Consider the following 20,520-nt stretch of genomic DNA (forward strand, 5'->3'; position numbering starts at 1 on the left):
TCCTAAAGGGTTTCCGTGTCGTTCAAGGCCTGGTCGAACACCACGTCGCGATACGCCGGGTTGCGGGCAGCCTCGTAGACGGCGGGCTTGTGATGGCGCCGAAAGGTGGATTTCGACTGGCGGGAAATTTCGGCTCGGGCGGCCTCTGCCCAAGCCTGAAGCAACGTTTCGTCACGCCGCAGGGCGGAGAGGTGGCGCACGAGGCCCCAGGCCGGTGGGGGCTCATGGTCTCTGGGCATGGTGCCAAAGTGCCCGGTGAACTCGCACAGCGGATGCCCACGCTCGTAGTGCCGGGGCAGGATGATGAAGGCCGACTCGTCCCTACGGGCAAAAGCCAGCACAAAGCGCATCCCGATGGTGACGGGCATCAGATGGATATCGTTCGGCTTGCGTGTGTTGGTAACCAGCCGAGGGTCACCGTTGGGCAGAGCGACGGCCTCCAAAATAAAGTCCATCAACTCCAGGTACTGCCGGATGGTGTTCACGTCGCCCCATTTGCGAACGAGGCGGGTGAGCTCCTCATGGCCGTCGGGCAACCAGCGCACTGTCCTGCTCCTTTCCCGCCAGCCCCGTGTACTCGGGATCCACAAAAATCCCGCCCTGCCGCTGCTCGGTGAGGCTCTGCGGGTCGCCGTGGATGTGTTCGACCTCGGCGGCGTAGGCTTCGGCGTTGTCCTGCGGAACGTAGCCCAGCACCTCCCAGCCGTCTTCGGTCATCCAGCGCCGGGTGTTGCCGCTGATGCCCGCGACGATCAGGAAGCCCACGCCCGGCGCGGTCACGGCCTTTTCAAAGAGCTGCACGGCGTCACGCGGGCTCAGCCAGGTGGAGAGGTGGCGGGCGTCTTTGGGCCTCGGCTGGAAGGAGCAGATGCGGACGCCCACGAACGCCAGCCCGTAGCGTTCCCAGTACATTCGCCCGAGCGCCTCCCCGAACACCTTGCTGACCCCGTAGGACGTGTCGGGGCGGACGGGCATGTCAGGGCTGACCTTTTCCGAGCGGGGATAGAAGCCAACCGTGTGGATGGAGGAGGCAAAGGCCACCCGCCTCACACCCGCCTGCCGCGCCGCCTCCAGCACGTGGTAGGTGCCGTCCATGTTCACCCGGCGAATCTGCTCGTAGGTGTGCTCGTTCGCGATCCCGCCGAGGTGAATAACGGCGTCCACGCCCTCCATCGCCGCGCGCACCTCGGCCATCTCGGTCAGGTCAGCCCGCACGATCTCCTCGCCCTCCTGTGCCTCGCCGAGGTCGCGGTGATCGGTCAGGCGGATGACGGGGAAGCGCCCGCGCAGGCCCTCGCGCAGGGCCGACCCCACCTCTCCGGCGGCCCCGGTGATGAGGAGGCGTTGGAGGGCGCTCACCCCTCCACCTCGCTCTTGTCCACCTTCGCGGGCCCGCCCACGCCCAGCCGCGCCGTCTTGTGGGTGCCCAGCGAGATGGCGATGTTTTTCGTCTCCATGTAGAAGTCGAAAGAGTAGTCACCGCCGTCGCGCCCGATGCCGCTCGCCTTCATCCCGCCGAAGGGGGTGGGCAGGTGGCGCACGTTCTCGGAATTCACCCAGACCATCCCGGCCTCCAGGGCCTGCGCGAAGCGGTGCGCGCGGGTGAGGTCCCGGGTCCAGAGATATCCGGCCAGCCCGTACTTCACGTCGTTGGCGAGGGCCAGGGCTTCGGCCTCGTCACGGAAGGGGATGGCGGTGAGCACGGGGCCGAAGATTTCCTCCTGGCTGATGCGCATCTCGTTGCGGGCGCCCGTCAAGAGGGTGGGGGAGACGTAGTTTCCCTCTGTGCCGATGCGCTCGCCGCCCGCCGCGACGGTGGCCCCCTCCTCGCGGGCCCGGTCGAAGTAGCTCAGCACCTTTTCGCAGTGCCGGGGGTGGATGAGCGGCCCGACTTCGGTGTTTGGATCGAGGGGATCACCCACGCGGATGTTGCGGGCGCGCTCGGCGATGCGGGCGGTGAACTCGTCGTAGATCCCCTCCTGAATGAGCACGCGGCTGCTGCTTGTGCAGCGTTCGCCGTTGAGGGAGTAGATCATGAAGACCACGGCGTCAAGGGCCCCCTCCAGGTCAGCGTCCTCAAAGACCACCACCGGATTTTTGCCGCCCAGCTCGAAATGCACGCGCTTCAAGGTGTCCGCGCCCTGCCGCATGATGTGGCTGCCCGTGACCGTCTCGCCTACAAAGGCGATCGCCTTGATCAGCGGATGCTCGGTCAGCGCCCTGCCCGCCGTCTCCCCGAAGCCGTGGACAAGATTCACCACGCCCTGGGGGATCCCCGCCTCGTCCATGATCTCCGCGAGCAGCGTGGCCGTCACCGGGCTCCATTCGGCGGGCTTGTGGACGACCGTGCAGCCCGCCGCGAGGGCCGGGGCGATTTTCCAGGTGGAGAGCATAAAGGGCGTATTCCAGGGCGTGATCACCCCGACCGGGCCGATGGGCTGGCGCAGGGTGTAGTTCAGGAAGCCGGGCGCGGGGAGGCTTTGCCCGTCCGCCGCACCGGGCGCGCGGTCGGCATAGAAGCGGAAGTTCTCCGCGCCGCGCACCGCCGCCGACTTCATGAAGCGGATGGCCTGCCCCGTGTCGATGCTCTCCAGCACGGCGATGTCCTGGGCGCGGACCTCGATCAGGTCGGCAATCTTGTGCAGGATTTTGCGGCGCTCGGCCCCGCTGACCTCGCGCCACGTCTGGAAGGCGTCGTGCGCGGCGCGGGCGGCCCGGTCGATGTCCCGCGCGTCCCCGCTCGCCACGGTCGCCAGCGGGGAGTTGTCGGTGGGCGTGTGGGTCTGGAACGTCTCGCCGCCCTGCGAGTCCACCCACTCGCCGCCGATGAAGTGGCGCAGGCCGGCTTTCAGACGGCTCTCGCGGAGTTGCGTGGCGAGGGCGTGGTTAGGCGTGCTGGCCGTCTGGGTCATGGTTGCTCCTTGGATGGAAGACGGATTGAGTAGGCGAGGAGAGGCTCTGTTTGGAGCGTCCTTCCGTTCTTCTGCACGGTGAGGACGCTGCCACCGTTGCCAACGTCAACCCGGTAGGTAGAACTGTCTGGTGTACTCCACCAGTACGAGCGGTCAAAGGCCACTATCTGGCCGGCTTGTCGGGTGAAGGAGGAATAACCGGCCTGCCCATTCCTGAGCACCACACCCTCGCTCCCGTCGAAATTGCGCGTGGCATACGTCGCCTTGCAGAACACGCTGACGCTGCAAACCTCTTCCCACACAATGACCGTGCGCTTCGCGGTCACGCCCAGAAAGGCCGCCTGCGGAACCGAGCGGCAACGGTAGGTCACGTCGCTGAGCTGGAACTCGCTCGCCTGCACCGTGCGCGGGGCCATGGCCTGTGCGTCTTTGCCATCCTTGAGGCGCAGGTGCCCCTGAACCGTGGCCGCACCGTTTTTCCAGAACAGGGGCAAGAAGCCCGGCTCATGGTTGGGATGGGTGCGGCCCAGCGTGGCCTCGAAGCGCGAAAAATCGGTGAGCCCTGCACGGCTTTTCCCCCAGACGAGCAATTGTGTCCGTGGGGGTCCGTCCTCGTTGGGCCCCGGCCACTGCAACTCCGTGAGGGCGATGACCGCCTCGGGCGCGTCGCACCACGCAAAAACAGGCTGCACCTTCCCACCCACGTTCACGTAAGACCGCACTTCAGACTGTCCCGGTGCAGCGAGGGCCAGCGTGGGGAGATTCAGGGCCAGCAGAAAGGAAAAGCGCCTCATACCCTCAGCTTTCACCAGGGCCATGAACGTTTTCCCCGCTGCTGCCGTGTCCTTCACCGCCCGTCCCATTCTCCCTCCCTCGCCTCCTGGCCGGTGATGGGCTCGGCGGCCTCGTCCTCCTCCTGGATGTCGTTTTCCAGCACGCCCAGGCCCTCGACCGAGAGATGCATCACGTCGCCGGGGTGCACGTGGGAGATGCCCTTGGGGGTGCCGGTCAGGATCACGTCGTCCTTTTGCAGGGTCATGAAGCGGCTGATGTGTTCGATCAGTTCGGGGATGGAAAAGATCATGTCGCGCGTGGAGCCCTGCTGCCGCAGCTCGCCGTTCACGTGCGCGGTGAGCGTGAGGTCGTGCGGGTCCGCGATCTCGTCGGCGGTCACGTAGTAGGGCCCCAGCGGCCCGAAAGTGTCCCAGCCCTTGCCGCGCAGGGGCGGGCGGAAGGTGTTCGTCACGTAGTCGCGCACCACCAGGTCATTCCCGATGGTATAGCCGCCCACGTAGTCGAGCGCGTCTCGTGCCTTTACCCGGCGAGCGTCGCGGCCGATGATCACGCCGAGTTCAACCTCGTAGTGCATGAACTGGGCGCCGCGCGGATAGATCACGGTACCCCGGTGCGGGAGCAACGTGGTGTTGGGCTTCCAGAAGAGGGCGGGTTCTTTGGGCTGCGTCAGGCCGAGTTCACCCGCGTGATCGTGATAGTTCAGGGCGAGGGCGATCACTTTGGGAGGGTCGACGGGCAAGCGAAACTGGACGGCCTCAGGGTCGTGGGCGACACCGGCGGCGTCGATGAGCTGGCCGTCTTGCAGGTGGCCACTCAACGAGCGCCCCCCAGCGATAAAGCGGGCGAGTTTCAAGGGTGGACTCCGTTCATGTGACCTCCGGAAAGGGAGGAAGAGCTCTTGGGTTGTCGGCGCCTCAGCATAGGCCACCCGGTTCAGGAGGAAAATGGTGTGCGGGTGCATCCAGCCTCGCGCGCCTGTACTTTTGAACAAAGCCCCGCTCCGGAATGGGGGGGCCAGCATCTGGCAGGATGATGGGATGTCCGGCGACTTTCCTGCCACGTCACCCGAGGCGGTCGGCCTCGACGGGGACCAGCTCCTCGCCGCCGATGAGCGCATTCGGCGCGAGCTGCCGCACGTCACCAGCCTGCTTGTGGCCCGCCGCGGCCGCCTGGCCTTTGAGCGGTACTACGGTCCCGGTGCGGCGCGGCGGCAGGACACCCAGTCGGTGACCAAGAGTGTCCTGGCGCTGCTGACCGGGATCGCTCTGGAACGGGGCCTCCTGGCGGGGCTCGATCAGCCGGTGTTGCCGCCGGGGACGGCGGTGCGTGACCTGCGCTGGCACGAGGTGACCCTGCGGCAACTGCTCACCATGACGGCGGGCCTGCCCTCCGAACTGACCGACCCGGCCTACGACGAGGCATGGATGGCGAGCGCCGACCCCGTTCGCTTCGCGCTCGAGCAGGTTCTGGTGGACGGACCGGGCCGCGCCTTTCGCTATTCCAACGCGGGGGCGCACGTTCTCGGCGCGGTCCTGGCGCGGGCTGCCGGGCAGGACCTGGCAGCGTTTGCGCAGGCGGTTCTGTTCGGGCCGCTCGGCCTCGCGCCGCCCGCCTGGGCACGTGACCCCCAGGGGCGGCCTTTTGGGAATGGTGGTCTGCACCTGACCCCCCGCGAACTGCTCTGTCTGGGCCAACTGGTGCTGGGCCGGGGGGAGTGGCGGGGGCAGCGGCTGCTTCCGGAGGGCTGGGTGGAGGAGGCAACACGCGCGCACGTGGAGGGCTATGCGTGGATGGAGGGCCTCCCCGGCTACGGCTTCCTGTGGTGGACGGCCCGTGAGGGAGACACCGAGGGCTGGTACGCGACCGGCTACGGCGGGCAGTACGTGGCCGTCTTTCCCGAACTGGACCTCGTGGCGGTGATGACGGGGAGGGTGGAGCCCCACCCGAGCCACCGGCACATCATCGCGGGCGACGTGCGGGAAGCGGCGCGCTGAGACGGGCCGTCAGCTCACGGCAAAACCACTTGCGGCGCTCTGTTGGCCAAGAAGCGCCAACCCCGCTTCTGCCACCTCCTCGGGCGCGATGTCCAGGCACTCCAGGTGGAAGGGGCACTGAAAGGCGTAGCAGGGGTGGCACGGCGTGGGGCGGCGCAGCAGGAGGGCGGGCGTGCGGCGGGGCCGCCACTGTGACTCGTAGTCCGTGCCGGAGTAGGTGACCAGCACGGGCGTCCGGACGGCATCCGCGAGGTGCAGGGCGGAGGTGTTGTTCGTGAGCACCAGCCGCGCCTCAGCGATCAGGGCGGCAAAGGTGGGGAGGTCCGTCTTGCCCAGCAGGTCCACGCCCAGCTCACCCAGCTCGGCCAGCAGAGCCTGACGGCGTTCGCGGTCCTTGGCCACGCCGGTAACGACCACCCGCAGCCCCGCTCTTTCGGCGATCAGCCGGGCGGCGCGCGCCGCGCGCTCGGGCGGGTAGGTGCGGGCCGAGCAGCTGGCAAAGGGGTTGAGCAGCAGGGAGGGTCCGGGAAGGAGGGCCGCGGCCTGACGGCGAGCCTCCTGCGGGATGTGGACCTCGAGTGACCGGTCCCGTACGGGGAGGCCGACCGCCTCCAGCAGACGCAGGTTCCGTTCGACCTGATGCTCCGCTTCCGGGGTGGGAGAGGCCGGCTCGTGGGTGAGGAGGCCGGGTGCGCGCTCCTTTGCTTCGCCCAGGCGCAGCGGGATCCCCGCGAGGAGGCAGGCGAGGGCCGCCGGGTGCGGCGTCTGACTGAAGGAGGTCAGCAGCACCGCCGCGTCAAAGCGCCGCTCGCGCAGCAGCCCGATCAGCTCCAGCTCGCGTGCCGGGTCGCACCTGCCGCCGCCCAGTTGCTGCCACATCGCCCGCCACACGATCACGTCGTCCACCCAGGGGAGCAGCGGCACCGCGTTCGCGCCCGCCGGGCTGACCATCAGTGTGAGGCGAACGCCGGGCAGGGCTTCCTTGAGTGCCCGCAGGACGGGGGCGGTCATCACCACGTCGCCGATGTTGTCTAGGCGCATCACCAGCAGGTTCTTCAGGTTGGCCCAGGCCCCGTTCATACCTCCAGCACCTTTGGCGCGTCCACCTCACGGTTGGGGAGGGTGGTCGGAAGTTCGAGGTGGTAGACGCCGGAGGGCATCACGCCGCAGCCGCCGAAGCGGGCCATCACCCGCCCCTGTGCGAGGACGTCTTCCCCCGCGTGTTCCTCGGGCAGCTCGCGCCAGAAGCCGAAGCCACCCACGGCCTCCAGGCACGCGCGGTCGTAGAGGACGCAGCCACCGACCCACGCCACCTTGTAGAGGCGGGTCTGCTCGGGCGTGGGGGCAAACCGCTCCTGCACGTGCAGCAGGTTCGCCGCGTTGTGCAGTTGATAGCGTTCCCAGGCGGGAGTACCGGGCCGCACCGTTTCCGGCGTGACGGGGCCCTCCCAGAACTCCACCGCCTGCTGATGGGGGCGCACGTCCGCGCGGTAGCTCAGCCCGATCACCGCGCTGCCGACAAAACCGCACCGCTCGCGCCGAATGGCCCCGAGCAGCTGCTTCACCACCCAGGTTTCTAGAATGAGGTCGTCGTCGAGGAACAGCACGTAGGGCGCGCGTCCCTGTTCCAGCAGGAACTGGCGCTGTTCGGCCATCCCGCGCCGGGGGAGATGCCGGTGAACCTCCACCGGGCAGCCGTGCAGGTCCAGCACCCGCAGGGCGGTCTGCACCTCGGGCCGTTCCGTCGCGGCCCGCTCGCCCTGATCGGAAATCACCACCCGGAAGGGCTGCGCGGTCTGCGCGGTCAGGCTGGTCAGCGTGGCGGCAAGCGCCCCCGGACGGTCACAGGTTGGAATCAGAATGTCCAGGGTGGTCATGGGACGCGCTCCAGCGGGGTAGGCGTCAGCAGGTCCAGCGCCGCCGCGACGACCTCCTCCGGCGTCACGCCGCGCAGACAGAGGTGGTGGCCGGTGCGGCAGACCGAGCTGTAGCACCACCGGCAGGGCACGTCGTGCGAGAGGACACGCGACGGCACCTGCCAGGGCGTGTGCTGCGGGTTGGTGAGGGCGTAGAGGTCCACGACGGGTGTGCCCAGCGCGGCGGCCATATGCGCCGGGCCGGTGTTGTTCGTGATCAGGAGGGGTGCGCGCGCGATCAGGGCGGCCAGTTCCTCCAGCCCCAGGTCCCCGGCGAGCGAGTGCCCCACCCCACCCGCCATCCGCCGGATGTCCGCGATCAGCTCGGCTTCGCCGCCGCTTCCGGTCAAGAGGAGGGTGAGGCCGCGCCCCGCCAGGCGCCGCGCGACCTCCGCAAAGGACTCCGGCGGGTAGCGCCGTGAGGGGGCGGTGGCTCCCGGATGAATCACGGCCCAGGGCCGGGCGAGATTCACGCCCAGCGCGGCCAGCCGCTCGTCCACCCGCAGTGCCGCCCCGGGCGAGAACCTCAGGGAGAGACGCGTGTCGGGCGTGACGGCCCCTATGCTCGCCACCAGATCAAGCTGGCGCTGAACCTCGTGACGAGTCCCCCCTTCAGGTTCGGTTTCGCGCACCCAGTTCGTCAGCAGCCCATAGGGGTTCTCGCGGCAGTGGGCCAGCCGCAGCGGGATGTCCGCCAGAAAACACAGCAGCGCCGAGGGCAGCGGGTTTTGGCTGTACACCGTGAAGATGGCGGCGGCTTCGAAGTCCTGACCCCGCAGCCGGTGGATCATCTCTAGGTCCGGCGCGCTGCTTGCGCGGGGTGGCGTGGCCTTGAGCCAGGGGGCCTCGTACACAATCACCTCGTCGATTTCGGGCACCAGGCGGGCGACGGCGGCGCCGGGGGGCGAGGTGAGCAGGGTGACGCGGCGCCCCCGCGCGCTGGCCTTTAGCGCCCGCAGGGCCGGGGTGGTCATCAGCACGTCGCCCAGGGTGTCCAGGCGTACGGCGAGGACGTTCCGAGCGTCTGACCAGTCCGTCATCAGTCTCCCGTCGCGTAGGCCCGCCGCACCCGCTCGATGATGCCAGTGGTGGAGCGGTCCTCCAGGTAGGGGAGGAGCCGCACCTCGCCGCCCAGCGACTCCACCAGCGGGGCTTCCGGCAGCGTCTCGCGGGTGTAATCGCCGCCTTTGACGTACACGTCGGGGCGCAGTGCCTCGATCAGCCGCGCCGGGGTGTCCTCGCTGAAGGTGACGATGTAATCCACGCCGCTCAGTGCGGCGAGCACCTGCGCGCGGTCCTCGGCGGGGTTGATGGGACGGCTCGGGCCCTTTAGGCGGCGCACGCTGTCGTCGTCGTTCAGACCGACCACCAGCACGTCCCCCAGCGCCTTGGCCTGGTTGAGGTACGTGATGTGCCCGCGGTGCAGCAGGTCGAAGCAGCCGTTGGTAAAGACGATGCGGCGCCCCTCCCCGCGCAGCGCCTGGATACGGGCCACGAGCGCTTCCCGGTCCAGTACCTTGCTCTCGGCGGTCAGGAAGTCGCGCAGTTCGGCGACTGTGCAGGCGGTGGTCCCGCCCCGTCCCACCACCACCGTTGCGGCGGCGGAGGCGAGGTCGGCCGCCGCGGGTGTGTCGGCCCCGGCAGCAAGCGCGAGCGCGAGTGCACTCACGAAGGTATCCCCGGCCCCGGTCGCGTTCGCGTTTGGGTGCGGCTGGGTAAAGGTGCGGTAGGCAGGTTGTCCCCGCTCGAACACCAGCGCTCCCTCCACGTCCAGCGTCACGGCCACGATGCGCGCCCCCGTCTTTTCCAGTACGGCTTCCTCCCAGCTCGCCACCTGTGCCAGCCGTTCTTCCGGAGGGTACCGCGGAGGTTCGTGCAGCAGTGCCAGGGCCTCCCCGTAGTTGGGTTTTGCGGCGGTCACCCCCACATCCCGGTAGCGTCCGAGTTCCTTGGCGTCGGCCACCAGCACCCGGGGGGCACGCGCCTGTTCCTCCGCGAGCGCCCCGATCACCCGTGGCGTGAGGATGCCGTACCCGTAGTCGGAGACGATCACGGCGTCAGCACGGCGGAAGGCGGCGCGCAGGCGCTCGAGCAGGGCTTCCTCGTCCGCTCCGGTCACGCCCTGCTCGGTGCCCCGGTCAAGCCGCAGCAGGATCTGCGAGGCGGCCATCACCCGCTGCTTGACCAGCGTTTCGCGCTTGGCCGAGCGCACCACGCCGGAGGTGTCCACTCCGGCTGCGGCAAGGCGCGCCAGCAGGAGGTCACCTTCTGTGTCCGCCCCGACCACCGACAGGAATTCGACGGCCGCGCCCAGCGTCTGGGCGTTCACCGCCGCGTTGGCGGCCCCGCCGGGTACGTCATGTCGCCCGTGCAGCGCCACGATGGGTACCGGGGCCTCGCGGCAGAGGCGGTCGGCAGTGCCGTACAGGTAGCTGTCCAGCATCGCCTCACCGATCACGGCCACCCGCAGGTGGCGGAACTCCTCAAGGTGTTCTAAGAGCATCGGCCCTCCCTTCCTCCTGTGCAGTCAGAATCGCGGTCGCCACTTCCGGCCAGGTGCTCGCGTGGGCGTGCGGCGTTCGCTCCGGCCCCGGCACCCACTGGGTCTCGCCGCCCGTGTCGAGCAGCACCGTGCGGCACCCGGCCCGCCGCCCCGCCTCCACGTCGTTCAGGATGTCCCCCACCATCCACGAGGCACCCAGGTCGAGGTCCAGCTCAGCGGCGGCGCGGCGCAGCAGTCCCGGCCGCGGCTTGCGGCAGTCGCAGTCCCGCGCGTACTCCGCGACCGCGCCCCCCGGATGGTGCGGGCAGGCGTAGAAGCCTGCGAGGGGCACCCCCTCGGCGGCGAGCAGCTCGCGCAACCGCGCCTCCACACCTTCCAGCGCCGACGCGGGAAAGAGGCCGCGCGCCACGCCCGACTGGTTGGTCACGACGACCAGCGCGAAGCCTGCCCCGTGCAGCGCCCGCAGCGCCTTCCCCACGCCGGGACTCAAACGGATCAGCGCCGGGTCCACGTTGTAGGGCACGTCCGGGATCAGCGTGCCGTCTTTATCCAGGAAGACAGCCCGCCTCACGGCCAGGAAGTCTCGCGCAGGGGGATGACGGTCATCTCGGGAACGACGGTGCCTTCGGGCTGGAGCAGCACGTAGCGCACGGCCTCGGCCACATTGCGCGGGTCTTGCAGGTTCTCCAGCGGCGTGTCGGGGAAGCGTTCGAGGATAAAGGGCGTCTGCATCCCGCCCACCACCATCGCGGTGACCCGGACGCCGTGGGGCCGGGCCTCGACGTGCAGCGCGTGGCTGAAGCCCAACAGGCCCCACTTGCTCGCGTGGTAGGCCGTCGCGTTCGGCCAGGCGCGTTTGGCGGCGGTGGAGGTGATGTTCACGATGGCCCCGCGCCCACGCGCCTTCATGGCCGGGAGCGCGGCCCGCGACAGCAGGAACGGCCCGCGTAGGTTGACGTCCAGCACCCGGTCGATGTCCGCCACGCTGAGTTCCTCGATGGCGACAGTCACGTCGGTTCCGGCATTGTTGATCAGGATGTCGAGGTGACCGCATTCCTCTTCGAGCTGCTGAACGGCCCGTTCTAGGGCGTTCTCGTCGCGCACGTCGAGCGGGATGGCGCGGACCTGGTGCCCGGCTTGGGTCAGCTCATTCGCCAGCTGCTCGGCCTGGGGAAGCTGAATGTCGGCGGCGAATACCTGCGCACCCGACTCGGCGAGGACGCGGCAGATGGCGGCGCCGAGGCCACTGCCGCCCCCGGTCACGAGGGCGACCTGACCGGCGAGGGACCGGCTGAAGTCGGCGTGGGGTTGGGTCTGTGGATGCTGGGTCTGGGTCATACATTCGCTCCTTTGCGGGCGCCAAGCGGGGCGGCGATGAGGGGTGAGGTGGGCGGACTGAGGCGCGCGGTGGCCGGCAGCTGAGCGGCAAGCGCTGCGCCCAGTCTCTCCTCCACGCGTTCGCAGATCAGGTGCAGCGCGAGGATGTGGACCTCCTGAATGCGCGGCGTGTCGCTGCTCGCGACCATAAGGGGCAGGTCGGCCAGGGCGAGCGCGTCCCCGCCCCGCCCGCCCAGCAGCGCGACAGTGGTCAGGCCCCGAGCACGGGCGGCCTGAAGCGCCGCGACCACGTTGGGTGACCGTCCGCTCGTGCTGATCGCGAGCAGCAGGTCGCCCTCGCCGCCGAACGCTTCCACCTGCCGGGCGAACACGTCGTCAAAGCCCACGTCGTTCGCCCAGGCGGTGAGCATGGCGGTGTCGGCGGTGAGGGCCAGCACGGGCAGCCCCCGGCGTCCGTCCACCCGGAAGCGCCCCACCAGTTCAGCGGCAAAGTGCTGCGCGTCGGCGGCGCTTCCGCCGTTGCCGCACACCAAGACCTTGCCTCCACGCCCAAAGCATTCGCTGATCGCTTCCGCCGCTGCCTCGATCTGCGGTCCCAGCTCCTGGCGCGAGTGGGTCAGGGCCGTGATCAGCTCCTGGAAGCCCCGCTCGACGGTGCTGGACACGCTCGGCAGGCCCTGGGGTGTTCGCCCCGCTTCCCGCCCGACCTCGCGGTACACCTCGGCGAGCTGCCGCGCCACGCCCTCCCAGGTGAAGTGGGTTCGCACCCGCAAGAGGGCCGCTTCGCCCATCCGTTCTCGCAGCGGCGCATCGGCCAACAGCTCGGCCAGCCGCCGCCCCAGCGCGTCCGGGTCGCGCGGTGGCACGAGGTAGCCCGTCTCGCCGTCAACCACGGTGTGCTGAATGCCGCCCACCCGGGCGCCCAGCACCGGCGTGCCGCAGGCCATCGCCTCCAGCGGCGTGATGCCAAAGGGCTCGTACCACGGAACGCTGATAAACACGTCGGCCGCGCTGTAGTAGTCGCGCAGGGCCGAGCGGTCCCGGCTCCCGGTGAAGATCACCCGGTCCGCCACTCCCTCCTCCCGGGCGACGGCCTGGAGGCGGCCCAGTTCGGGCGTAAGCCGGGGATCAGGGTCAGGGCTGTTGCCGCCGACAACGAGCAGGCGGGCAGGCTGCTGGAGCTGCCGCATCGCCCGCGCAAAGCCCCGGATCGCGTCGTCCACGCCCTTGCGCGGCACCATACGGCCCAGTTGCAGCACGGTGAGCTCATCGGGGTCTAGACCCAGCCGCCTGCGCGCCTCGCGGCGGCCCTGCGGGCTGAACTCGCTGGGGTCAAAGCCGCAGGGGACCGTAACGATGCGGGCAGGGTCCGCCCCGTACAGCTCACGGAGGTCCGCCTCATCCTGCGGGCACTCCGCGACGATCCGGTTGGCCTCGCGGACCAGCCGCTCCTCGATGGCAAAGCGGTCGTCCGGGAAGCCGTCCGCCTCGCCCTGGTGGAGCCGGCGCACCTTGCCCAGCGCGTGAAAGGTGATCACGAAGGGCAGGCCCAGCTGCCGCCCCAGGTCGGCGGCCACCAGGCCCGACATCCAAAAGTTGGCGTGCAGCAGGTCGTACCCACCCTCCCGGGTCAGAAAGTCGGCCATCAAGCGCGTGAAGTCGGGCATCAGCGGGAGGAGGTGTTCCTTGGGAATTGCCGCCGCCGGACCCGCCGGAACGTGCACCACCCGTACGCCCGGCACCCACTCCAGCACTTCTGGCAGATGGGGGGCGTCGCGGCGCGTGAACACGTCCACCGCGTACCCCAGCCGCGCGAGGTGCCGCGCGACCTGCGCCACGTACACGTTCTGCCCACCCGCGTCGGTCCCGCCCAGGGCGGCCAGCGGTGAGGCGTGCTCGCTGATGAGGGCGATCCGGTTCACCGAGCACCTCCCACCAGCGCCCTGCGCCCGGCCACCTCACGGAAGGTCGTGTCCCAGTCGCGGGCAAAGCGTTCGATCGAGAAACGTTCGCGGGCGACTTCCCGCGCCCCTGCGCTCAGCCGCCGCGCCTCCCCGGGGTCTTCGAGCAGCTGCCGCATGCGCTCAATCAGCCGCCGCACGTCGGTGTCCACGTAGCCGTTCACGCCGTTCTGCACGGCGGTGGCCATCTCGGTGGTCGCCAGGCCGATGATGGGCAGGCCCAGCATCATCGCCTCGCAGACCGCCAGGCCCAGACTCGTGTAGCGGATCGGGTTGAAGAAGAAGCGGTAGGGAGCTGAGAAGGCGGGGAGGTCGTTCAGCGGGATGTTCCCCAAGCCGCCCACCGCCTGTGAGTCCATACCCACCAGGTCGAGCGGAATGTCCTGCCGCACCCGCTCGAACACGTCCGCGCCCAGGCGCCGCCCGCGCTTTTGCAAGCCGTTGACCACCGTCAGGCCGCGCGCTTTTTCCCCCGTCCACTTCGGGCCGGGGTCAGTCACGCCGTGCTCGATCACCCGGGTCGGCGTGCGCCCGCTGTCCCACATCAGGTCGTTAAAGGGCGTCACGTGGACGAGCAGCATCTCGGGGTCATCCACCGGATGCCGGGTGTCGGTGGGCGTCTCGCGCGGCGGATCGTGTTCGAGATAGATCCGGGGCAGTCGGCGCTGTTCGGGCGAGAGGAGCTCGAACTGATCCTCGAGGTAGTTCTTGCGCGACTGGAAGAGAATGGCGTCAAACTGCCCCCGCGGCACCTCTTCCGCCGGAACGTCGTGTACGTTCTCGCCCCAGCGAAAGTTGCCCGCGCGTCCGCCGTACCCCTCGGGGCGGCCCGGCTTGACGGGAAGGTAGAACTCGTGCGGCGCTTGCGTGAGGTAGTACAGGTAACTCCCGTGAACGTGCCAGGTCAGAATCCTCAGGGGGCGCATCTCAGCTCCTTTCGTGGATGAGGGCTTGGAGGAGGTCCGTTCCCGCTTTGATCCAGTGCGTGAGGGTCTGTCCGCCGAACTCGGCCGACACCCCAACCCGCACCGGTATTCCGGCCAGCGCACACAGGTACCCCAGCCCGTGCGGCGAGTCGCCGGGCTGACCGAGGATGAGGGCCGCGTCGAAGCGGGCGGCATGCAGCAGCGGGGGCAGCTCGGCCGTCCAAAAGGTTTCGGGGGCCAGGACTCCAGCGGCCCACTCCGGCACGTTGTGCCGTTCAGGGGCAGGCACGAGCAGCGTGAGTTCTGCTCGCGGCCAGGTGGCCCGGCAGGCCCTCAGTGTGGGCCGCAGGGCGGTGAGATCGCCCGTGCAGGCGAGGAGCACCCGCTGCCAGGACTCAGGCAACACAGCTCGGCTCCCCGCGCAGCACCTCGTCCATTGACGTCAGGACAGCGTCCAGATCGTCCCCGACAATCACGCGGTGCCGCTCGCGGTCAAGGGGTGCCCAGCGCGCGGGGTCCGAAGCGAGGAACACGACGACGCTGGGCGTGCGGGTGGCAGCCGCAAGGTGCGAGACACCCGTATCACCGCTCACCAGCAGCCTGGCCCCCGCGAGCAGGGCGGCCAGGCTGCCCAGGTCTGTCTGTCCGGTCAGGTCCAGCATGTCTCCTGTGAGCGCCTCCCGCACCGCCCGCGTCAGTGCGGCCTCGCCGGCGGTTCCGGTCAGCACCACGCGCAGCCCTTGCCCGGCTAGCCGTTCGGCCACCGCCGCAAACCGCTGGGGGGGCCAGCGTCGCTCGGGTCGGCTGGCCCCCGGGTGCAAGACGGCGTAGTGGCCAGGCTCTAGGGTGTGTGCCTCCGGCAGGGCCCGTAGCGCCGCTTGGTCCGCCTCGTGAATGGGAAACGTGAGCTCTTCTCCCCGAGCGGGATAGCCCAGAAACTCCAGCAGCCGCAGCCACACGAGTGGTTCGGGCTGGCCCTCCTCCCAGGGCAGGAAGTGCCCGGGGTCGGGGCACCACTGACCCGGCAGGAAGCGTCCGGCCACCTGCCGGGCCCCCAGCAGCGACACCAGGACGTTGCTGATCGGGCCGCTGCCGTGCAGTTGCAGGGCCAGGTCATACTTCCCCTGTACCGTCGTGAGGAGGGTCAGCAGTTCCGCCTGCTGTACGGGCTGCTCGGGCAGGCCGGGAAAGCCGGGGAAGGGCAGCAGGTGGTCAATAAGCTCTGGAAAGCGCTTCACAACCGGTGCTGCCTGGGGCAGGCCGAGCAGCGTGATCTCGGCCTCCGGCCTGCCGGCCCTGAGCGCCCGCAGCGCCGGAACCAGACACAGCAGGTCACCCAAGCCGGGCAGGGCGCGGAAGACGAGCACACGTTGGACCAGACGTTCGGCCATAGCAAAGCCTCCGTAGGCAGGGCCAAAGGACCCTGTCCGGAAGGGTGAACCTCAAACCACTTCGGGAGAAGAAAGACGAGATGGGGCGAAAGAAAGTCACTCACGCAGAAGCGGGGCCGCTGGCCTCGTTCTCGTGGGTAGGGGCAAAGGGCTTCGTTCTCTGCCGGGCATCATAAAAGTTCCCCCCCAACGCTGCATGGTGCAGATGCACAAGACAGCTTGGGAGGGGCCTTGCTTTTTGGGCATATGCACAACGGCAAGGCGGCACCCACTCTTATTTCAACGCTCCAGACGGCAAAAAGCTGTACTCTAGAGGGAGGGAAGCTGAAGCTTATCTTCTTCTTCATCCAGGTGCTGAGCGCGGGGAGGCGGGGGCGAACGCGCGTTGCGGCCACCCCTGACACCGGCCACCTGCCCCAACTGGAACGGGCCGAAGAGGTGGGCCAGCTGCTGTCGAACTTTCTTCAGGAGCTTCCTCTATGACCAGCCATCACCAGATCGCCATCATCGGCACGGGCTTCGCGGGCCTGGGCATGGCCGCCACCCTACTCCAGCAGGGCATCACCGAGTTTGTGATGTTCGAGCGGGCGGGGGAGGTTGGCGGCACCTGGCGCGACAACACCTATCCGGGCTGCGCCTGTGACGTGAAGAGTGACCTCTACTCCTTCTCCTTTGCGCCCAATCCCGACTGGAGCCACCGCTACGCCCGCCAACCCGAAATTCTCGCTTACCTCCGCTGTGTGGCGGACGAATTCGGCCTTCGTCCCCATATCCGCTTCGGTCACGAGGTCGAGGAAGCCCGCTGGGACAATGCAGAAGCCCTGTGGCGCATCCGTACAAGCGGGGGCACGTCCACGGCCCGCATCCTGATCTCCGGACACGGCCCGCTGCTCCAGCCGCGCTGGCCGCAGCTCCCCGGTCTGGAGACATTCGCGGGCCCGCGCTTCCACTCTGCGCGCTGGGACCACGGCGTGGACCTGAGCGGCAAGCGCGTGGGCGTGATCGGCACCGGAGCCTCGGCCATCCAGTTCATTCCCGAGGTGCAGAAGGTGGCTGCTCGACTCACCGTCTTTCAGCGTTCGGCCCCCTGGATCATGCCCCGGATGGACGCGCCCACCAGCCCGCGGCGCCGCGCCCTGTACCGCCGATATCCGGTGTTGCAACGCCTCTCCCGGCAGTGGATTTTCGGGGTGGCCGAGGCCCGTTTTCTCACCTTCTCCAACGAGCGCTTCCGCCGCCTGGCCGAGGAGCTGGGGCGCCAGCACCTGGCAGCGCAGGTGCCTGACCCCGCTCTGCGCGCGAGGCTCACGCCGGATTACCGCCTGGGCTGCAAGCGCGTCCTCGTCTCCGACGACTTTTACCCAGCGATGACCCAGCCCAACGTGGACCTGGTGACTGCGCGCATCACCGCGGTGCGCGGTTCCTCCGTGGTGACGGACGACGGGCAGGAGCACGAACTGGACGTGCTGATCGCCGGTACCGGCTTCGACGCCACGCACCCGGCCATCTTCCGCGTGCTGCACGGGCGGGACGGGCGCTCCCTCGCCGAGTGCTGGCAGCCCATGCAGGCGCTGCACGGCACCACTGTGGCGGGGTTTCCCAACCTGTTTCTGATCGTGGGGCCCAACACCGGGCTGGGCCACAACAGCATGGTCTACATCATGGAAGCGCAGATCGGGTACATCATGCAGGCGCTCTCGTATCTGGAACGCGGTCACCTGCTGGCCCTGGAGCCCCACCCGGAAGCGCAGGCGGCCTACAACGCGGCCTTGCAGAAAAAGCTGCGCGAGGCGGTCTGGAGCCAGGGCGGCTGCACGAGCTGGTACCTCGACGAGAACGGTCACAATGGGACCCTCTGGCCGGAGCGGGCCGTGAACTTCCGGCGGACCCTGCGCCGCTTTGACCCCGCGCTCTACCACGCCCGCCTGAGCCCCCGGCCCCTCCCGGCCCTGAGGGTCTGTTTCAAAAGGGTATGCGGGGTAAGTAGGTCGCGGGTGTAGAATAGATCATCAGACGCCTGGATCCCCAACTGACCGAGCAGGACGCCGCCACCCTTCAGGGGAAGCTGTTTGCCGCTGACGTGCTGCCAAGTGAACGCAAACGGTACTTCGCCCTCTGGTACGCCCATCTGGGGTACTCCTCGTATCAAATTGCTGAAGACCTGTTGCGCAGTAGAGGCGGAAGCGGTGAGGTTCAGGGGTGTTGCGGCTGGAGAAGCTGAAGTCTCGAGCGTGTTCCTTCGAGCGGTTGGTCGGACTGAGTCCCACAGAGTTCGACCAGCTCCTGACGGAACTGGAGCCGTTATGGGAGCAGGCTCACCGCCGCTCCCTGCTCCGCGCCGGACGGGTCCGGGGCATTGGTGCGGGCAACACCTTCAAACTGAACTTGGCCCAGCGGTTGCTCGTCACACTGCTCTATCGGCGCCAGTACTTCACCATGCACGTCCTGGGCCTCCTGTTTGACCTGGACGCCGCGAACGTCTGCCGGAATATCCACGCCTTACTGCCCGTCCTGGAGCAGGCAACGCCTGCTCCAGACACAAGCCCCCGCCTTTAGACGCGGGGTCATGACGCTGACGCGGTACGTGCGGCCGTTCGGCGCGTCCGAGAGGCTGTACCGCCGGATCTGGAAGGTGCCTTGGCCCGGCCCTGCACCTTCAGGCTGAGGTACTGCCCCGGCCGGAAGGGCGGGAGCGGCTGGCCGTCCACCGGCTCCAGCACCAGCGACGCGATGACGCGGCTCTCCTGCACCTTGCGGACCACCCGGAAGGGCTTGAAGTCGCGCCAGCCGCCGGGCTGCCCCGCCGCCGCGCCGTACATCTGCCCTTCCACGCTGATCATGATCTCGGCCAGTTGCCCGTAGGCCGCCGCCTAGGCGTCCAGAATCTCGGGCGTGGCCGCCTCGCCCAGCACGGCCGCGATCGCCTTCAGCAGGTGCTCGCCCACGATGGGGTAATGCTCGGGCAGGACTTCCAGGCTGACATGCTTGTGCGCGATGCGCTCCACCATGCCGCCCAGCAGCTCGGGCCGGTCGATGTTCGCGGCGTACGCGAGGACGGAGGCGGCCAGGCGGCGCGCCTGACGGCCGGTCTTCTGGTTGGCCGGGTTGAAGATGTTCAGCAGCTCGGGAACGTTGCTTTGACGATGGCCAGTTGGTTGGGCGTCAACATATCTTCCTCATACAGAAAATATGCCTCCCAGAAGTAGTTAGAAGGACGGGCGTCCCATGCGGTATTCCCGCCCCAACCCCCGCCCCTTCTCTGGTACGGTCAGGTATGCGCCTTCACCTGCTGGCCCCCCTAACATTAAGCCTGCTTGCCCCCACTGCCGCGCAGAGCGGCGAGGTCCGCACGCAGACGGAAGCCCTGACACGGCTGCTGAGGGCCGAGCGGCCCCGGGCCGAGTGGTTCGCGCCGGAGTTCCTGGCGCAGGTGCCGTTCGAAACCATCGCCGGACAACTCGCCGCCATTCGGCAGGCGTACGGGGCCTTTCAGCGCCTCGACACGCTTCAGGGCCGCCCCCTGGCCGTCTACGAGCGCGGCACGCTGCTCATCACGGTCGCCCCGGTGGACGCGCAGGGCCGCCTGACCAGCTTCGGCGCGGTGCCCGGCCCGGTCCCGCAGGGCGCGCCGCAGTCCGCTGCACCGACCGAGGCGGAGCGGGACGCCATCCTCCAGACCCTGACCCGTGTGTTCCAGCCCGAGACGCTGGCCCCGGCCCTCTTCGCCCCCGAGTTCCTGGCTGCAGTGCCGGTGACGGCCGTTCAGGAGCAACTGGCGGCGGTTCGCGCCCAGTTCGGCCCCTTCGTGCGAATTGACCTTTCGGGGCAGGTGCCGCAGGTGGTCTATGAACGTGGGGCGCTGGACGTGACGACGTTCGCCGTGGACGCCCAGGGCCGGATCACGGCGCTGGTCATCGCCCCGGCCACACCCGAGGTCAGCTTCACCTCGCTGGAGGAAGCCCAGGCCGCTTTTGCCGCGCTGCCCGGTCAGGTCAGCCTGCTGGTGCGCGACCTGGACACGGGCCGGACGCTGGCGGCCCTCCAGCCCTCCCGCCTGCTGGCCGTCGGTTCGACCTTCAAGCTGGCGATCCTGGGCGAGCTGCAAGCCCAAGTGGCACGCGGCGAGCGGGCCTGGACGGACGAGGTGACACTGACGGATGCGGACAAGAGCCTCCCCAGCGGCACCCTGCAAGACGCCCCGGCGGGCAGCCGCTACACCCTGCGCGACCTCGCCGCCCGCATGATCCGCGAGAGTGACAACACCGCCACCGACCTGCTGCTGCGCGTGGTGGGCCGTTCGGGCGTGGAGGCGCGGCTGGGGCAGACGGCCATGCCCAGCACGCGGGAAGCCTTCGCCCTGAAGAACCCCGCCAATATCGAACTCCTGCGCGCCTACCGTTCGGCGGGCCTGGACCGGGACGCCCGGCGGGCCGTGCTGGCCCAGGCCGATACCGCGCCCCTGCCGAATGCCGCGCTGTTCGTTCGGGGTCCCGTCGCCCGGGACGTGGAGTGGTTCGTCAGCACCGAGCGGCTCTGCGCGCTGATGGGGGACGTGGCGGCCCTGCCGGAGACCACCCTGAACCCCGGCGTGGCGAATGCGGGCGACTTCGCGCGCGTCAGCTACAAGGGCGGCAGCGAGCCGGGCGTGCTGAACCTCACGACGCAGGTGACGACCAAAACGGGCCGCCACCTCTGCGTGAGCGCCACCTGGAACGACGCCCGTACCCTGAACGAGACGCAGTTCATCGCCCTTTACGGCGGTGTGCTGAAGCTGCTGCGCTGAC

General features: G+C 68.9%; 20 protein-coding genes and 1 pseudogene. 4 read left to right on the forward strand and 17 right to left on the reverse strand.

What is annotated here, in order from left to right; all coding sequences use genetic code 11:
- Positions 1-2 precede the first annotated feature (2 nt).
- The 5 genes from EI73_RS14730 to EI73_RS14750 are packed head-to-tail and all read right to left on the reverse strand — an operon-like array spanning position 3 to position 4,560.
- Complete coding sequence (locus EI73_RS14730) at positions 3-545, reverse strand: hypothetical protein (RefSeq protein WP_034388885.1); 543 nt, start codon at positions 543-545, stop codon at positions 3-5.
- Complete coding sequence (locus EI73_RS14735) at positions 520-1,359, reverse strand: NAD(P)-dependent oxidoreductase (protein WP_034388887.1); 840 nt, start codon at positions 1,357-1,359, stop codon at positions 520-522. The genes EI73_RS14730 and EI73_RS14735 overlap by 26 nt, the downstream gene beginning before the upstream one ends.
- Positions 1,356-2,912: a 5-carboxymethyl-2-hydroxymuconate semialdehyde dehydrogenase gene (gene hpaE, locus EI73_RS14740; RefSeq protein WP_034388889.1), complete on the reverse strand. Its 1,557-nt coding sequence runs from the start codon at positions 2,910-2,912 to the stop codon at positions 1,356-1,358. Before hpaE ends, EI73_RS14735 begins: the two co-directional genes overlap by 4 nt.
- On the reverse strand, positions 2,909-3,706 hold the full coding sequence (locus EI73_RS14745) for a hypothetical protein (protein ID WP_156103625.1): 798 nt from the start codon (positions 3,704-3,706) through the stop codon (positions 2,909-2,911). Before EI73_RS14745 ends, hpaE begins: the two co-directional genes overlap by 4 nt.
- 53 nt (positions 3,707-3,759) lie before the next feature.
- Positions 3,760-4,560, reverse strand: coding sequence for a fumarylacetoacetate hydrolase family protein (locus EI73_RS14750; RefSeq protein ID WP_034389151.1), 801 nt, complete (start codon positions 4,558-4,560; stop codon positions 3,760-3,762).
- 184 nt (positions 4,561-4,744) lie between these two features.
- Between EI73_RS14750 and EI73_RS14755 the strand changes: the two genes are divergently transcribed.
- Entirely contained in the window at positions 4,745-5,701 is a 957-nt protein-coding gene (locus EI73_RS14755) for a serine hydrolase (protein ID WP_034388893.1), read from the forward strand.
- Positions 5,702-5,710: 9 nt separating this feature from the next.
- Here EI73_RS14755 and EI73_RS14760 read toward each other — a convergent pair whose 3' ends face one another.
- From EI73_RS14760 to EI73_RS14805, 10 genes are read right to left on the reverse strand one after another with little or no spacing between them, the layout of a single operon-like run.
- Entirely contained in the window at positions 5,711-6,781 is a 1,071-nt protein-coding gene (locus EI73_RS14760) for a glycosyltransferase family 9 protein (protein ID WP_197050795.1), read from the reverse strand.
- Positions 6,778-7,578, reverse strand: a complete 801-nt coding sequence (locus tag EI73_RS14765; RefSeq protein ID WP_034388895.1) for a glycosyltransferase family A protein — start codon at positions 7,576-7,578, stop codon at positions 6,778-6,780. The genes EI73_RS14760 and EI73_RS14765 overlap by 4 nt, the downstream gene beginning before the upstream one ends.
- A complete protein-coding gene (gene waaF / locus EI73_RS14770; RefSeq protein ID WP_034388897.1) occupies positions 7,575-8,657 on the reverse strand; it encodes a lipopolysaccharide heptosyltransferase II in 1,083 nt (360 codons plus the stop codon). Before waaF ends, EI73_RS14765 begins: the two co-directional genes overlap by 4 nt.
- Entirely contained in the window at positions 8,657-10,120 is a 1,464-nt protein-coding gene (gene rfaE2 / locus EI73_RS14775) for a D-glycero-beta-D-manno-heptose 1-phosphate adenylyltransferase (protein WP_034388899.1), read from the reverse strand. Before rfaE2 ends, waaF begins: the two co-directional genes overlap by 1 nt.
- Entirely contained in the window at positions 10,101-10,691 is a 591-nt protein-coding gene (locus tag EI73_RS16610; protein WP_034388901.1) for an HAD-IIIA family hydrolase, read from the reverse strand. The genes rfaE2 and EI73_RS16610 overlap by 20 nt, the downstream gene beginning before the upstream one ends.
- Complete coding sequence (locus EI73_RS16615; protein WP_081909114.1) at positions 10,688-11,458, reverse strand: SDR family oxidoreductase; 771 nt, start codon at positions 11,456-11,458, stop codon at positions 10,688-10,690. The genes EI73_RS16610 and EI73_RS16615 overlap by 4 nt, the downstream gene beginning before the upstream one ends.
- Positions 11,455-13,380 (reverse strand): glycosyltransferase, encoded by a 1,926-nt coding sequence (locus EI73_RS16090; RefSeq protein ID WP_081909115.1) that lies wholly within the window; start codon positions 13,378-13,380, stop codon positions 11,455-11,457. The genes EI73_RS16615 and EI73_RS16090 overlap by 4 nt, the downstream gene beginning before the upstream one ends.
- A complete protein-coding gene (locus EI73_RS14795; protein ID WP_034388903.1) occupies positions 13,377-14,345 on the reverse strand; it encodes a glycosyltransferase in 969 nt (322 codons plus the stop codon). The genes EI73_RS16090 and EI73_RS14795 overlap by 4 nt, the downstream gene beginning before the upstream one ends.
- A 1-nt stretch (position 14,346) precedes the next feature.
- Positions 14,347-14,751: a hypothetical protein gene (locus EI73_RS14800; RefSeq protein ID WP_034388905.1), complete on the reverse strand. Its 405-nt coding sequence runs from the start codon at positions 14,749-14,751 to the stop codon at positions 14,347-14,349.
- The gene (locus EI73_RS14805) at positions 14,741-15,736 is read right to left on the reverse strand and encodes a glycosyltransferase family 9 protein (protein ID WP_034388906.1); all 996 of its coding nucleotides are present in this window, start codon (positions 15,734-15,736) and stop codon (positions 14,741-14,743) included. Before EI73_RS14805 ends, EI73_RS14800 begins: the two co-directional genes overlap by 11 nt.
- Before the next feature lie 479 nt (positions 15,737-16,215).
- On the opposite strand from EI73_RS14805, the gene EI73_RS14815 reads away from it, so the two are divergent.
- Both EI73_RS14815 and EI73_RS14820 read left to right on the forward strand, forming a co-directional pair.
- Positions 16,216-17,736 carry an NAD(P)/FAD-dependent oxidoreductase gene (locus tag EI73_RS14815; protein WP_051935666.1) on the forward strand — a complete coding sequence of 507 codons (1,521 nt, stop codon included), beginning with the start codon at positions 16,216-16,218 and terminating at the stop codon, positions 17,734-17,736.
- Between the two features lie 202 nt (positions 17,737-17,938).
- Positions 17,939-18,271, forward strand: a pseudogene (locus EI73_RS14820) (transposase family protein); the annotation flags it as partial.
- Between the two features lie 29 nt (positions 18,272-18,300).
- On the opposite strand, the gene EI73_RS16780 reads toward EI73_RS14820, so the two are convergent.
- The gene (locus EI73_RS16780) at positions 18,301-18,576 is read right to left on the reverse strand and encodes a hypothetical protein (RefSeq protein ID WP_231557373.1); all 276 of its coding nucleotides are present in this window, start codon (positions 18,574-18,576) and stop codon (positions 18,301-18,303) included.
- A 30-nt stretch (positions 18,577-18,606) separates the two neighbouring features.
- On the reverse strand, positions 18,607-18,858 hold the full coding sequence (locus EI73_RS17025; protein WP_369699478.1) for a globin domain-containing protein: 252 nt from the start codon (positions 18,856-18,858) through the stop codon (positions 18,607-18,609).
- A gap of 152 nt (positions 18,859-19,010) precedes the next feature.
- Between EI73_RS17025 and EI73_RS14830 the strand changes: the two genes are divergently transcribed.
- Positions 19,011-20,519, forward strand: coding sequence for a serine hydrolase (locus EI73_RS14830; protein ID WP_034388909.1), 1,509 nt, complete (start codon positions 19,011-19,013; stop codon positions 20,517-20,519).
- The last annotated feature ends 1 nt before the right edge of the window (position 20,520 follow it).

The sequence above is a fragment of the Deinococcus sp. YIM 77859 genome (assembly GCF_000745175.1).
Taxonomy (GTDB): Bacteria; Deinococcota; Deinococci; order Deinococcales; family Deinococcaceae; genus Deinococcus.